General features: G+C 54.2%; 13 protein-coding genes and 1 tRNA gene. 6 read left to right on the forward strand and 8 right to left on the reverse strand.

Translation table 11 applies throughout. The annotated features are described in order from the left end of the window. Positions 1-80: 80 nt before the first annotated feature. The 8 genes from JNM42_RS07620 to JNM42_RS07655 form a co-directional block, all read right to left on the reverse strand. A complete protein-coding gene (locus JNM42_RS07620; RefSeq protein ID WP_294268088.1) occupies positions 81-260 on the reverse strand; it encodes a hypothetical protein in 180 nt (59 codons plus the stop codon). Beyond that, positions 257-1,567 (reverse strand): chloride channel protein, encoded by a 1,311-nt coding sequence (locus JNM42_RS07625; RefSeq protein WP_294268089.1) that lies wholly within the window; start codon positions 1,565-1,567, stop codon positions 257-259. Before JNM42_RS07625 ends, JNM42_RS07620 begins: the two co-directional genes overlap by 4 nt. A gap of 124 nt (positions 1,568-1,691) precedes the next feature. Next, on the reverse strand, positions 1,692-2,990 hold the full coding sequence (locus tag JNM42_RS07630) for an extracellular solute-binding protein (RefSeq protein WP_294268090.1): 1,299 nt from the start codon (positions 2,988-2,990) through the stop codon (positions 1,692-1,694). Between the two features lie 134 nt (positions 2,991-3,124). Beyond that, a complete protein-coding gene (locus JNM42_RS07635; RefSeq protein ID WP_294268091.1) occupies positions 3,125-3,616 on the reverse strand; it encodes a hypothetical protein in 492 nt (163 codons plus the stop codon). Between the two features lie 95 nt (positions 3,617-3,711). Next, positions 3,712-4,065, reverse strand: a complete 354-nt coding sequence (locus tag JNM42_RS07640) for a hypothetical protein (RefSeq protein ID WP_294268092.1) — start codon at positions 4,063-4,065, stop codon at positions 3,712-3,714. Between the two features lie 288 nt (positions 4,066-4,353). After that, positions 4,354-4,782 carry a hypothetical protein gene (locus JNM42_RS07645; protein WP_294268093.1) on the reverse strand — a complete coding sequence of 143 codons (429 nt, stop codon included), beginning with the start codon at positions 4,780-4,782 and terminating at the stop codon, positions 4,354-4,356. Between the two features lie 130 nt (positions 4,783-4,912). Beyond that, positions 4,913-5,485: an OmpA family protein gene (locus JNM42_RS07650; protein ID WP_294268094.1), complete on the reverse strand. Its 573-nt coding sequence runs from the start codon at positions 5,483-5,485 to the stop codon at positions 4,913-4,915. Next, positions 5,475-5,975: a MarR family winged helix-turn-helix transcriptional regulator gene (locus JNM42_RS07655; protein ID WP_294268095.1), complete on the reverse strand. Its 501-nt coding sequence runs from the start codon at positions 5,973-5,975 to the stop codon at positions 5,475-5,477. The genes JNM42_RS07650 and JNM42_RS07655 overlap by 11 nt, the downstream gene beginning before the upstream one ends. A gap of 417 nt (positions 5,976-6,392) precedes the next feature. On the opposite strand from JNM42_RS07655, the gene JNM42_RS07660 reads away from it, so the two are divergent. The 6 genes from JNM42_RS07660 (at position 6,393) to JNM42_RS07685 (ending at position 12,420) form a co-directional block, all read left to right on the forward strand. Beyond that, a complete protein-coding gene (locus tag JNM42_RS07660) occupies positions 6,393-6,683 on the forward strand; it encodes a co-chaperone GroES (RefSeq protein ID WP_294268096.1) in 291 nt (96 codons plus the stop codon). 63 nt (positions 6,684-6,746) lie between these two features. Then, positions 6,747-8,402 carry a chaperonin GroEL gene (groL, locus tag JNM42_RS07665; protein ID WP_294268097.1) on the forward strand — a complete coding sequence of 552 codons (1,656 nt, stop codon included), beginning with the start codon at positions 6,747-6,749 and terminating at the stop codon, positions 8,400-8,402. Positions 8,403-8,740: 338 nt separating this feature from the next. Then, positions 8,741-9,421 carry a response regulator transcription factor gene (locus tag JNM42_RS07670; protein ID WP_294268098.1) on the forward strand — a complete coding sequence of 227 codons (681 nt, stop codon included), beginning with the start codon at positions 8,741-8,743 and terminating at the stop codon, positions 9,419-9,421. Further along, the gene (locus JNM42_RS07675; RefSeq protein WP_294268099.1) at positions 9,390-10,883 is read left to right on the forward strand and encodes a sensor histidine kinase; all 1,494 of its coding nucleotides are present in this window, start codon (positions 9,390-9,392) and stop codon (positions 10,881-10,883) included. The genes JNM42_RS07670 and JNM42_RS07675 overlap by 32 nt, the downstream gene beginning before the upstream one ends. A gap of 83 nt (positions 10,884-10,966) precedes the next feature. Continuing rightward, a tRNA-Phe gene (locus tag JNM42_RS07680) sits at positions 10,967-11,039 on the forward strand. Positions 11,040-11,205: 166 nt separating this feature from the next. Then, complete coding sequence (locus JNM42_RS07685; RefSeq protein WP_294268100.1) at positions 11,206-12,420, forward strand: integrase arm-type DNA-binding domain-containing protein; 1,215 nt, start codon at positions 11,206-11,208, stop codon at positions 12,418-12,420. Positions 12,421-12,723 lie beyond the last annotated feature (303 nt).

The following is a 12,723-nucleotide window of genomic DNA, read 5'->3' on the forward strand; positions in this document are numbered from 1 at the left end:
TGGGTATGCCATAAACGAAAAAAGGGGCGAAACCCGCTCAAATGCGTAGTTTCAGCCAATTTGTTGGGTCAAAGTTCGGGCTAGCCTTGATCTTTTCGACGATCCGCTTCCGGTCGTGGCATCTCCCTGCGATCAATGCAAGCACGATCTTTCAGCCTGTCTTCGCGTCGTATGCGGATGGCAACACCAACATGCAATAAAACCAGGACAAGCAGCAGGGCGAGGGCAATCCAGGGCTTATCAATGATGTGCTGAATCATTGGCTGTTCTCTGGCGGCGAAATAATCTTCGTTGGTCGAAATCCGAGTGCCAGTTGTTGGTATAGTTCGGGGCTCAAGCGGGAACTCACCGCTTTGGCAATCAAAGTCACCGCCATCAAGCTGATGACCATCTCGTGACCGTCGATCATTTCCATGACGATAATCGCCGAAGTGATTGGAGACTGCGTTACGGCGGCCAAGAATCCTGCCATGCACAGGGCGATGATCGGAATCGTCTCGGCAGGTATTCCGAGCAATTGAGCAAGATTGGAGCCCAGCGCTGCACCCACGGCCAGTGAAGGCGCAAAAATCCCTCCTGGAATTCCCGAGTAATAGCTGACAAGGGTGGCCAGAAATCGAGAGAATGGCGCGTGCCAGGGAAGCACGAGTTGCCCGGACACGACCTGGGAAGTGATCTGATAGCCGCTCCCATAGGAAAGACTGCCCCCCACCCATCCAATGACTGCCACCAAGACACCACAAAATCCGGCGAAGGCCACCGGGTGCCTGGCGCGCCAAAGCCAGATGACAGATTCCTTGCTTTGCTGCGGCCAGATCATCAAACGGCTGAAAAGTCCCCCGAGAAGTCCGCACACAATCCCGGCAACAATGATCGGCAGGACAATGGATCGATTGAGGTTGACGATCTTGAGATGGCCAAAATAGTTGTAATTCCCGAGCAGGGCCACGGCCACCAGACCCGACAGAATGATCGTACTGACCAATACGCCACTGGTTCGGGCTTCCAGTCGGCGTCCCAGTTCCTCCACGGCAAAAACGATGCCGGCCAGCGGTGTATTGAATGCCGCGGCTATACCGGCGGCGCCGCCCGCCAGAATCAAATCCTGTACGCGCAAGGCGCGCGAATGCGGAAGCCACTTGTGCACAGCGTGCATGATTGAAGCCGCGACTTGAACCGATGGGCCTTCACGCCCTGCTGAGAAGCCGCCAACCAGAGCAAAGGCGCCAAGGAAAATTTTGCCGAATGCGATGCGTAGGGAGAGCAGTGTATTGACGGCCTTTCCCTGGGCGGCCAGTCGGGTAGCGGCAATGACTTGAGGGATGCCGCTACCCTGGGCGCCGGGGAAATAGCGTTGCGTTAACCAGACGGTCAGCATGCCGATGGCCGGGGCCAGCAGAAAAGGCACCCAGGCACGGCCTAAGGACAGCGCCGCGAATAGCGCCAAGGCCAACTCAGCCAGTTTGGCGAATGCGACCACCATCAGGCCGGCAAACAGGGCGGCAAGCCAGAGCGTAATACGCGTTTGCCAACGAAAGCGACTTAACGGGCCACGAAGCAGAGCCATTATCTAACTTCGCCCACAATGGGGCGCCCGTATTCAGTTGGCTCGCTGAGATTTTGCATGATGATCAATCGCTCTTTCCATAGAGTGTCAAAGCCAATAATCAGGCGCGACCTCAAGCCTGGTCTCAGAAGGGTTGTGCCTTCTTCAGATCAGGTCTTGCTCTCAGCACGGCATTCCCTCGTTCAACGGCCATATCAAGCGCTTCCTTTGCGGGCTTTTTGTTTGCCCAGACGGCTTCCAGTTCCTCGTTAACGATAATCCGAATGGGATCGATATTGGCAACGCGAACACTTGGCAGTGCTCCCTTGCCGTCAATAGAGGCGTAGGCCACCTGCAAGGTCCGGTCGTCGTCTTTCAGGAGCTTGCTGCGTGCAGCGGCACGTGCAGCGGGGGTTAGCGGCAACTGGCCATAGGCACGAACCAGCTCAATCTGCATTTCCGGCGTCAGCAGGTACGCGATAAACTTGGCCGCCTGCTTGTACTGAGCCTTGGAATAGCCGGCGCCAGCCCACAGAGAAGCGCCATCAGCCATCGTGTGCTGTCGGCCTCCAAAAATATCGTCATGGAAAGGCAAGGGCGCCACACCGAGCTCGACGCCTTTGATGTCGCGGAAATCAACGATCTCACGAGAATCGGTGGTGATCATCGCGCATTCGCCGCTCTTGAATTTTGCACTCGCCTCGTCTCGCCGCCCGAAGTTGCGGTAATAGCCGGACTTGACCCAGGTTGCCATCATCGCAACGTGTTTGACCTGCGGCAATCCGTTGAAGGTCAGTTCTCCTTTTTCGCTCATCGCCGGAACGCCCGACAGTGAACCGACATTGTCGATATGCACCCATACCGGCCAGGATGACGTGTAAGGGCAGGCATAACCTGCCTCTTGAATCTTGTCGAGCATGCCTTGCATCTCGAACCAGGTTTTGGGGGAAATCTCGGGATCCAGCTTTGCCTTGCGCAGGGCAATTTTGTTAAAGAACAAAACCGGCGTCGAGTAGATCAGCGGCAGAGCCACCAACCGGCCTTTCGCATCGACCACACCCGCTTTGAGGTCGCTCGACAAGTCACCGACCTTTAACGGGTAGCCCGCCTTGGCCATCATGCCGTAGAGGGGTATATAACTTTTCGGCTGACTCAATACCTCGGCCAGGTCATAGCGGCGAATCAGATTCAGACTCGCCGGTTTCCCCCCCTCTGCTTGGCGGACCAGCTTGATCAAGTTCCCATTTTCCTTGTTGAAACGATCAACTACGGCCTGCAAGCGTTCTTCGCCGACCGAATCCAGATTATGTGCCAGATCAATATCGGCCGAAGCAACAGGTACCGAGGCTAGCTTGGTGACCCGTTCGGGATGTTTTGCAGCCTGTGCGGAAATGGCCAGCGCAAGACCTGCAACAATGACTGCCGCGCGAAAGGAATAAGACATGAGCACTCCAGAGTAGTTTTTCAAGGTATGGACCATCAATTCATGGCATCGTCACTTTGGGCATTGCTTAGCCAAGCAATATCCCGAGTTTCTAAGGCCTGCTTGCCCCAGAGCGGCCGCTATGGGGCGACCCCTCATTCGGTTGTTGCGTCAGCACCGTGCTCAGACAACTGAGCGCCGAACCATCGGTGAACTGCCGTCAGCAGGTGAAGGTTCGTGGTGATGAAGTTGATTTCCGCGCCGTTCGGCAGTGCCGAATAGACGACTATGATCTGTTTGGCCCCCGTTTGAAGCTCTTTCAGACCCGGCATGTCTTTACCGTGCAGTGACGCTGGATCCGAATAATCGCCACGCTGAAAGGCTTCTGCTTCATGTTCGAGGCGCCTCTGAATCAACTCCACCTGATCCTTTGCGCTGGCATCTTTGACAATAACTCGCTGTACGCCACCCGAGTCAGTCATATGGAAGATGTGCGTTGTTTTGGCCAGGTCAAAGGGCATAACGTTATGTCCCATTTGATGAATACGCTCTTGGGTGGGCTGGGCCAAGACGAGCGAACAACCACAAACCAGGAAAAATACAACAGAGCACATGAAGCTTTTACGTTGTTGCGGATGGTTGTTCATCGTATTCCTCGTAAGCATGCAGTTATCTGGTGATTCACTCTATGGGCCATGAAGTCGAGGTATTATCAATTCGTTCCCAAGTGCATTGCCCGCACTCAGTTGGCCCGCTGAGCTTTTGCCAGTTGATCAAGCGCCCTGTCCTTGTTGTGATCAAAGCCAAAGAAGAAATTCTCACCCTTTCCCGCGATGGATCGACCGTGCCCACCGATACAGGACGTCAGTAACCAGCGCAGTCTGCGGGTACGGCCATCGTTGCATGTAATCCTCCCATCACCCTTCATTCCGTCGCAGTTATCAGCAAGAGGAGCCTCTTTTTCGTGGAGTTCGCCAGTTAATGAGCACACCACGTTGCCTTGGCGTAGTTCGAAATTGAATCGATAGTTGTCTTCTGCCGTGGGAAGAAGAATCTTGGTCTTGAACAATTGGCCCTCATCATCGAATTTTGCCACGAGCACTCCATATTCGTTACCTCGATGACATGCCGTAGTGATTGACAAAGTCAGGCACAACAACCCGAATGTCATGAAATTTCTTCGCAGCCCCCATCCCTACTTCAGTCGTATATTCATGGGGATCCATCAAGTCGCGCGCGAGAGTGGGCGTGATTTTGGGTTAGACGCGCATTCAAAGGTGGCCCAGCGAAAATGGTGATTCTTTGCACATCTCGGAGCTTCTCCAGCCATTGCTCGTTATATCGAGCTGGTGTTTTCTCAGGTAACAATTCTATCGACACGTCTTCAGTCCGCCTGTCGGGCCTTGTCCAGTTGATCGCGAGCACGCTCCTCGGTGTCACCAAAGCCAAAGAAAAAACGTGAGTCAGCGTGCTCGTCGGAACGGCCGTAACCTCCCTGGCACGAGGTCAGGAACCATCGCAGATTCAGCGAGCGGCCGTCATTGCATGAAATTTTTGCAGGGCCGCTCAAGCCCTCGCAAGGCTGGAAAAAAGAAAGGGGTGCCGTCGGAATATCGCCGGACAGCAAGCACACTCTTTTGTCCTGAAGAAGACCAAAATGCATATGGTATTCACCGCCTCTTGACGCCGGTATGACTATTGAAGTAACCGTGGTTTCTTCATCGATAAAATTGCCGACAAGAACACCTCGGACATCTTCAGTACTGCAGGCCGTTACAATCAACGACGATGAGCAAATCAAGGCGGTTGTCATGACGCTTTTCAACATTGCTGGGCAGTCGCCATTCTGTGGAGTACGTTAAGGTAAGATTCGCGAGTCTGGCAAGAGCATCGCGTCAGGCAAGAGTTTTTTGTTATTACAACAAAGGGATATTTCCTGACCATCATGGCGAATAGATTAATTCGACCCTGCGCATTTGTTGCCGACACTCATTTGTCGTACATGGCACCGGATTCTTCACGCGGCCAACGCGAACAATACGAATTTGCCGAGCCGGCACGCCGTAGCTTCGAAGCAGTCTTTCCACAGACATGAGCCGTTCTTCGGTGATCGCCAAGTTGTAGTTTCTGCTCCCCTGGTCATCGGATTGCCCCACCAGCGAGACTATTTGCTTGCGATTCATTTTCAGACGATGGGCATGGTGCTGCAATTTCTCTGTCTGCGTTTCGTCAACCATGGCGGAGCGCAGAGCAAAATAGATGTTATTTTCATCAGAGATGGGTGCAATCGCTTTGTCCGCCGCGACGGGAGGATTGAGGTTATCAGCAGGAGCTAAGGTAGAGCCGGTGGTCAAGGCCAGCACTTCGTTCTTGGGAATCGGCGTAATGGTCTGGGTCGCACTGCAAGCGTAGAGAAATAAAGCGAAAGAGAAACAGCAGCCGATTCGCAATGTGAAACGAACCGCTTCTCTTGAAGACAGTTGTGAACGCCCTGAAACCGCTTGGTTATTCGTCATCTTCGCTTTGTTGCTTGGCCATATCGGCAAGTGGGATATTGGCAAAGCCACTTCCATTTCCAGGCAAATGCCGAATCAACTCAGTTAGATTTATATACAAAGTTTGTAGTACCACATCTGGTATTGATGCAAGCGCTGCGGGGAGAATGCCCTCGGCTGGCCCAGGAAGGGCTGCGATCGCCTTGAGGCCGTCCGGAGCAAGGCACAGACCAACCCTGCGCTGATCTTCGTGCGGACGGCTTCTAACTAAACAGTTCTTGGTTACCAGCTTCTCAACGAGCAGACTGCAGGTAGATTGATGAATGCCCATGCGGCTTGCCAGCTCTGTAACGCCAAGGCCCGGAGTGCGCTGGACTTCTTGCAGTATCCACATCTGCGAACCCGATCGACCGCATCGATCTTCAACCTCCTTGAAGTAGTGACGCATGCTTCCGTAGATCATCCGGAACTGTTGGAGGACGACCAAAGGGAGCTGCGGTTTGGAAGCCATGTGAGTATTCATGATTTTGAGCGATTGCGCTGGTTAGAGATGGCAATTATATTGCACATAAATGTTAATTAACCACATTTTTTTAGCAAAACCCGGCAACCCGTGCTTTGAAGCCTTGGATTTCACGCCTTGCTCAATCGCTAATCCAGCCGGTCAGCAACGATATGCATCTCCCACCATGCTCATCGGCTGATGTGATGGAAACGTTTCTGCTTTGAATACAGAATAATTAACCCCTTACTGATGGCAAATTTTTTGTCAATTTTCACTGCTACGTCTTGAAATTCAGAGCATTCGCCCCTATTATTAGCACTCGCTAGATGTGAGTGCTAATAACACAGTCGGAAAGCGCTCTGCTTTCCGCACTAGATATTGGCCAGTTAGTCGTTACTTGTTATAAACCCTAGGAGAAATTGAATGAAAATCCGTCCCTTACATGATCGCGTGATCGTCAAACGCCTCGAAGAGGAGCGTAAAACGGCCTCAGGTATCGTCATTCCCGATGCCGCTGCTGAAAAGCCTGATCAAGGCCAGGTCCTGTCCGTTGGTCCAGGCAAGCGCGACGATAACGGCAAGTACATTGTTCCCGACGTCAAGGTCGGCGACCGCATCCTGTTCGGCAAATACTCCGGCCAGACCGTCAAGGTTGATGGCGAGGAACTGCTGGTCATGCGCGAAGAAGACATCATGGGCGTCGTCGAAGCCTGAGCGTGTAACGCCAGGTAATACGATCCGGATTCACCCCACTACCGAATTATTAGGAGTATCTCAATGGCAGCAAAAGACGTTAAATTTGGCGATTCCGCACGCGCCCGCATGGTCGAGGGTGTGAACATCCTGGCCGACGCAGTCAAGATCACCCTCGGCCCGAAAGGTCGCAACGTTGTTCTGGAGCGCTCGTACGGCGCACCGACCGTGACCAAGGACGGTGTATCCGTCGCCAAGGAAATCGAGCTGAAAGACAAGTTCGCCAACATGGGCGCGCAGATGGTCAAGGAAGTCGCTTCCAAGACCTCCGACATCGCCGGTGATGGCACCACCACCGCCACCGTGCTGGCGCAGTCGATCGTTCGCGAAGGCATGAAGTACGTTGCCGCCGGAATGAACCCGATGGACTTGAAGCGCGGCATCGACAAGGCGGTAATCGCTACCATCGAAGAACTGAAGAAGCTCTCCAAGCCGTGCTCGACGAACAAGGAAATCGCCCAGGTCGGTTCGATCTCCGCCAATGCCGACGCCGACATCGGCGAAATCATTGCCCGTGCGATGGACAAGGTCGGCAAGGAAGGCGTCATTACAGTTGAAGACGGCAAGTCGCTGAACAACGAACTCGACGTCGTCGAAGGCATGCAATTCGACCGCGGTTACCTCAGCCCCTACTTCATCAACAACCCGGACAAGCAAAGCGCCATCCTGGACAACCCGTATGTTCTGATCTACGACAAGAAGATCTCCAACATCCGCGATCTGCTGCCGGTGCTTGAGCAAGTTGCCAAAGCCGGGCGTCCGCTGCTGATCGTTGCCGAAGATGTCGACGGTGAAGCGCTGGCCACCCTGGTCGTCAATAACATCCGTGGCATCCTGAAAACCTGTGCCGTCAAGGCGCCGGGCTTCGGTGACCGGCGCAAGGCGATGCTCGAAGATATCGCCATCCTGACCGGTGGCCAGGTCATTGCTGAAGAAGTCGGTCTGACCCTTGAGAAGGCCACGCTGGCTGAACTCGGCCAGGCCAAGCGGATCGAGATCGGCAAGGAAAACACCACGCTGATCGACGGTGCCGGCGTTACCGCCAACATCGAAGCGCGCGTCAAGCAGATTCGCGCCCAGATTGAAACATCGACCAGCGACTACGACAGCGAGAAGCTGCAGGAACGTGTCGCCAAGCTGGCCGGCGGTGTGGCCCTGATCAAGGTTGGTGCGGCAACTGAAGTTGAAATGAAAGAGAAGAAGGCGCGCGTTGAAGATGCGCTGCACGCAACCCGTGCAGCGGTTGAAGAGGGTATCGTCCCCGGTGGCGGTGTGGCGCTGCTGCGTGCCCGTCTGGCGCTGGCTTCGCTCAAGGGCGACAACCATGATCAGGACGCCGGTATCAAGATTGTCCTGCGTGCCATGGAGCAGCCCCTGCGTGAAATCGTCGCCAACGCCGGCGAAGAGCCCTCAGTAGTAGTCAATGAGGTGGTTAATGGCAAGGGTAACTACGGTTATAACGCAGCCACCGGTGAGTATGGTGACATGGTCGAAATGGGTGTGCTGGATCCGACCAAGGTAACGCGTACCGCGCTGCAAAATGCAGCCTCGATCGCCGGCCTGATGCTGACCACCGACTGCATGGTTGCCGAACTGGCCGAAGACAAGCCGGCCATGGGCGGTATGCCTGGCGGCATGGGCGGCATGGGTGGCATGGGCGGCATGGATATGGGCATGTAAGTCGCAGGCAGAAACGGCCTGTTTGCGCAGGCCCGCTCGCCAAAAATCCCCTGCATGGGACTACCATGCAGGGGTTTTTTTCTGGGTGAAACAAAAGCCGGGATGTTGTGCCGAAACAAAAAGTGGCACAATATTTCATTTGCGTCAGGCTATGTGACGGGGTGGTGTGCGGGCTGTACCGGAGATAAAAATGGCGGGGAGCGCCCGGTGCAGTTTCAGGCACCCCCCAAGTTCAGGCCGAGGCCGAAACTCCTGAGGCCATAAAGGAGAACAGCATTTGTATGGTATAAGCAGTGGCTTACAAAAACCTTACGTGCACCAGCCATTGAAGAGGGGTCATGCGAATACTGATTGCTGAAGATGACCGGATTATTGCCGACGGGCTGGGACGTTCCTTGCGCCAGTCAGGCTATGCCGTGGATTGGGTTGCCAATGGCGCCGATGCCGACAATGCGCTGATCACGGGCGCCTACGATCTCGTTATCCTTGACCTTGGCCTGCCCAAGCTGTCCGGCTTTGATGTGCTGCGCCGTTTGCGCTCACGCAAATCGATCGTGCCGGTGCTGATTCTCACGGCACTTGACGGCACCAGCGATTGCGTCAAGGGGCTGGACCTGGGTGCCGACGACTACATGGCCAAGCCCTTCGAATTGCCCGAACTGGAAGCGCGGGTGCGTGCGCTTACCCGGCGCTCGATGGGCACTGCGCCGGTGATCGAGTGCGGCGCACTGGCCTTTGACCAGATCCATCGCTGTGCGCTGTTGCATGGCGAGATGATCGATCTGTCATCACGCGAACTGGGTTTGCTTGAGATTCTCATGACCCGGGCTGGCCGGCTGGTGAGCAAGGATCAACTGGTTGAACATATGTGCGGCTGGGGCGAGGAAGTGAGCCACAACGCGATTGAGGTTTATGTTCATCGCTTGCGCAAAAAGATTGAAACCAGCGGTGTAAAGATCGCAACCGTACGCGGTCTTGGGTACTGCTTTGAAAAGTCTGCGCAAGAAGTCAAATCCTGACATCCAGCGCTCGCTGTTTGGCGAGATTCTGGACTGGATGCTGGCGCCACTCCTCTTTGTATGGCCGATCAGTATCGCTGTTACACACTACTTCGCCACCAGTGTGGCCAATTACCCCTACGACCAGACATTGCGCGAACAGGTGACGGCTATTTCGCGTCAGGTCAGGTTTGTCGAGGGCCAGCCTCAAATATCCCTGCCCGGGTCTGCACGTGCCTTTCTGCGCTCGGATGAGATCGACAGCGTGTATTTCCATGTGCTCGGGCGGGGCGGAAAGCTGATTGCGGGCGATCCGGAATTGCCGATGCTTAAAGCGTCCGAAGTCCCGGACAAGGTCGAACCGGGAGAAGTCTATTTCCGCGATGATGACTACCAGGGGCAGGACTTGCGGGTGGCCTTCATGTACCTCGGGGAGCCGGACGCGCCACGAGCAGACTGGGCACTGGTCGAAGTCGGCGAGACGCTTGAAAAGCGCTCGCAGCTTTCCAACAAGATTATCGCCAGCGTGATCCTCCCCCAGTTCGTGATCATTCCACTCGCCGTCGTTCTCGTCTGGTTTGGCTTGTCACAGGGCCTGAGTCCATTGACCCGACTGCGCGAGCGCATCGAGATGCGCCGTGAGGCCGATCTTTCGCCGATTGCGGCAGGCCGTGTTCCTGAGGAATTACAACCGCTGACCGAAGCCTTCAACTCCATGCTGGCGCGCATGCAGCAGAACATGGACGCACAGCGACGCTTCATTTCCGATGCGGCACACCAGATGCGCACGCCGCTCACCGGGTTGAAAATGCTGGCTCAACTGGCCATGCGGGAAAACGACCCGCAGCAACTGCGCTACGCCCTGGAAAATATTTCGAGCAGCGTTGATCGGGCTTCGCATCTGGTTAACCAGTTGCTGGCGCTGGCGCGCGCTGAAGCCGGCGAGCATTCCGAACAGGCACTGGTGCCGGTTGATCTTGATCGTTTGCTGCACGAAATCGTTGAAACCTGGGTGGTGCGTGCGCTTGATCGGCGAATTGACCTCGGTTATGAGCCGGCCGGACCGGTGCACATCATGGGCAATGTCTTCCTGCTGCGCGAGATGATCAATAACCTGCTCGACAATGCCTTGCGCTACACGCAGGACGAAGGGCAGGTTACCGCCCGGGTCGTTGCCCAGGGGGATTTTGTTTTGCTTGAAATTGAAGACAGCGGCATCGGTATTTCCGATGAAGACGCGCACAAGGTTTTCGACCGTTTTTACCGCGTTGATGGCAGTGGTGGCGAGGGCAGCGGACTAGGTCTCGCCATCGTGCGCGAAATCGCCGAGTTACACCGGGCTGCTGCGAGTCTTCGACCGCATTCATTTGCTGATCAGGGCGAACGGGCGCCTGGCTCGATTGCGCGCGTGGTATTCCCGGCGCATCATCCGCTCGCTTCAGGGTCTGGTGTTCTCAAGCCTGTTCAAACCGGTTTTGCCTGATCTTTGATTGTGGCCAGGTAGTGTCCTGGCGTCCGTTTGCTTTTGACGAAGCAGAGTCGACTCGCTATAATGCCGCCTTTCCTGGCCAGTTAGCTCAGTTGGTAGAGCAGCGGACTGAAAATCCGCGTGTCCGTGGTTCGATTCCGCGACTGGCCACCCAGAACACTTCCCAGAAAGTCCATAGAAGGCCAGAATCCCCAGTAATAGCAAGGGTTCTGGCCTTTTTGTCGTCTATAGAAATCCCAGCTTGTCTATTGCAATCCGACAGTAAACGACAGTAACATTGACAGTAACTGCTCCATCCCCAAAAGGAGTTACTGTCATGGCTCTTACTGATACTGCAATCCGCAATGCCAAACCAAGCGAAAAACCCTATCCATTCAGAGACGGAAAGGGTCTTTATATTATTGTTAATCCGACTGGGGCCAAATGGTGGCGCCTGGATTATCGATTTGGCGGTAAGCGAAAGACTCTATCCATGGGGGTCTATCCAGAAGTTGGCTTGAAGGCTGCACGGGATAGAAGAGACGAAGCTCGGCGGTTGATTGCCGATGGTATCGATCCTGGTGAAAACCGCAAGATCCAGAAAGCAGCAAGACATGACAGGGCGGAAAACAGCTTTGAGGTTGTTGCTCGTGAATGGTTTGCCAAGTTCTCGCCGAACTGGGCTGTCAGCCATTCCTCAAAGATTATTCGCAGGCTAGAAAGTGATGTTTTTCCGTGGATTGGCGGAAAGCCCATAGCTGAAATTAAAGCCTTCGAGCTTCGCTTAGCCATCAAGAAAATCGAAAGCCGTGGTGTCCTGGAAACGGCTCATCGTGCGCTACAAAACTGTAGCCAGATTTTTCGATATGCCGTGGCACATGGTTTATGTGAACGAGACCCTTCGGTAGATTTGAGAGGTGCTCTGCCACCGGTTAAGGGAAGGAACTTTGCGGCAATAATTGATCCAGCGGGGGTAGCTAAACTGCTTCGCTCGTTCGATAGTTTTTCAGGCAGCTATACAACACTCTGTGCACTCAGGCTTTCTCCTTTAGTTTTCGTTCGTCCAGGAGAACTCCGGAAAGCCGAGTGGTCACAAATCAATTTTGAAGCAGGGGAGTGGAGTTATATAGCTTCAAAAAAGGGGAACGCCCATATCGTTCCACTTGCGACACAGACAATCTCCGTTTTACAGGATATGTTTTCTCTTACGGGCCACGGCAGGTATGTTTTTGCAGGTAGAAACCCACAAAAACCAATGTCAGAAAATACGGTAAATGCTGCTTTGCGTCGCCTTGGATATGACACACAAAAAGATATTACCGGCCACGGTTTCAGAGCAATGGCTCGAACGATTCTGCATGAAGAATTGCATTTTGACCCAGCAGTAATCGAGCATCAATTAGCACATAGCGTTCCAGATGTGTTGGGTACAGCTTATAACCGTACCAAGTTTCTGAAAGAACGTCGGTTGATGATGCAAACATGGGCCGACTACCTGGACAAAATTAAGGCTGGTGCCGAGATTATCCCGTTGCAAGACATTTCTACCTGAATAGACCAACTTCCTCCGGGATGTCTGCGAAATGGCACTGGTACACTCAATCAAGTATAGCGATGACCACTCCCTGGGTAGGGAGGGCTGTTTTGGTGCTTTCATTCTTGGCAAAAATTTTGCACGTTTTACACGCAGGTCCCATAGGGGCCAATCATCAGAAATGGCCTCTATCCGTTTCGCGGTACACTGAAATTACCAATATGAACGGCAGCAGCGCTCCAGACTGCGGACGCTAACAATATCGCCATCAATGACCGCTAATCGGCCATAGCCGACCCTGGGCCTTTGACCAGAATCGGG

The sequence above is a fragment of the Propionivibrio sp. genome, assembly GCF_016790145.1.
Taxonomy (GTDB): Bacteria; Pseudomonadota; Gammaproteobacteria; order Burkholderiales; family Rhodocyclaceae; genus Propionivibrio.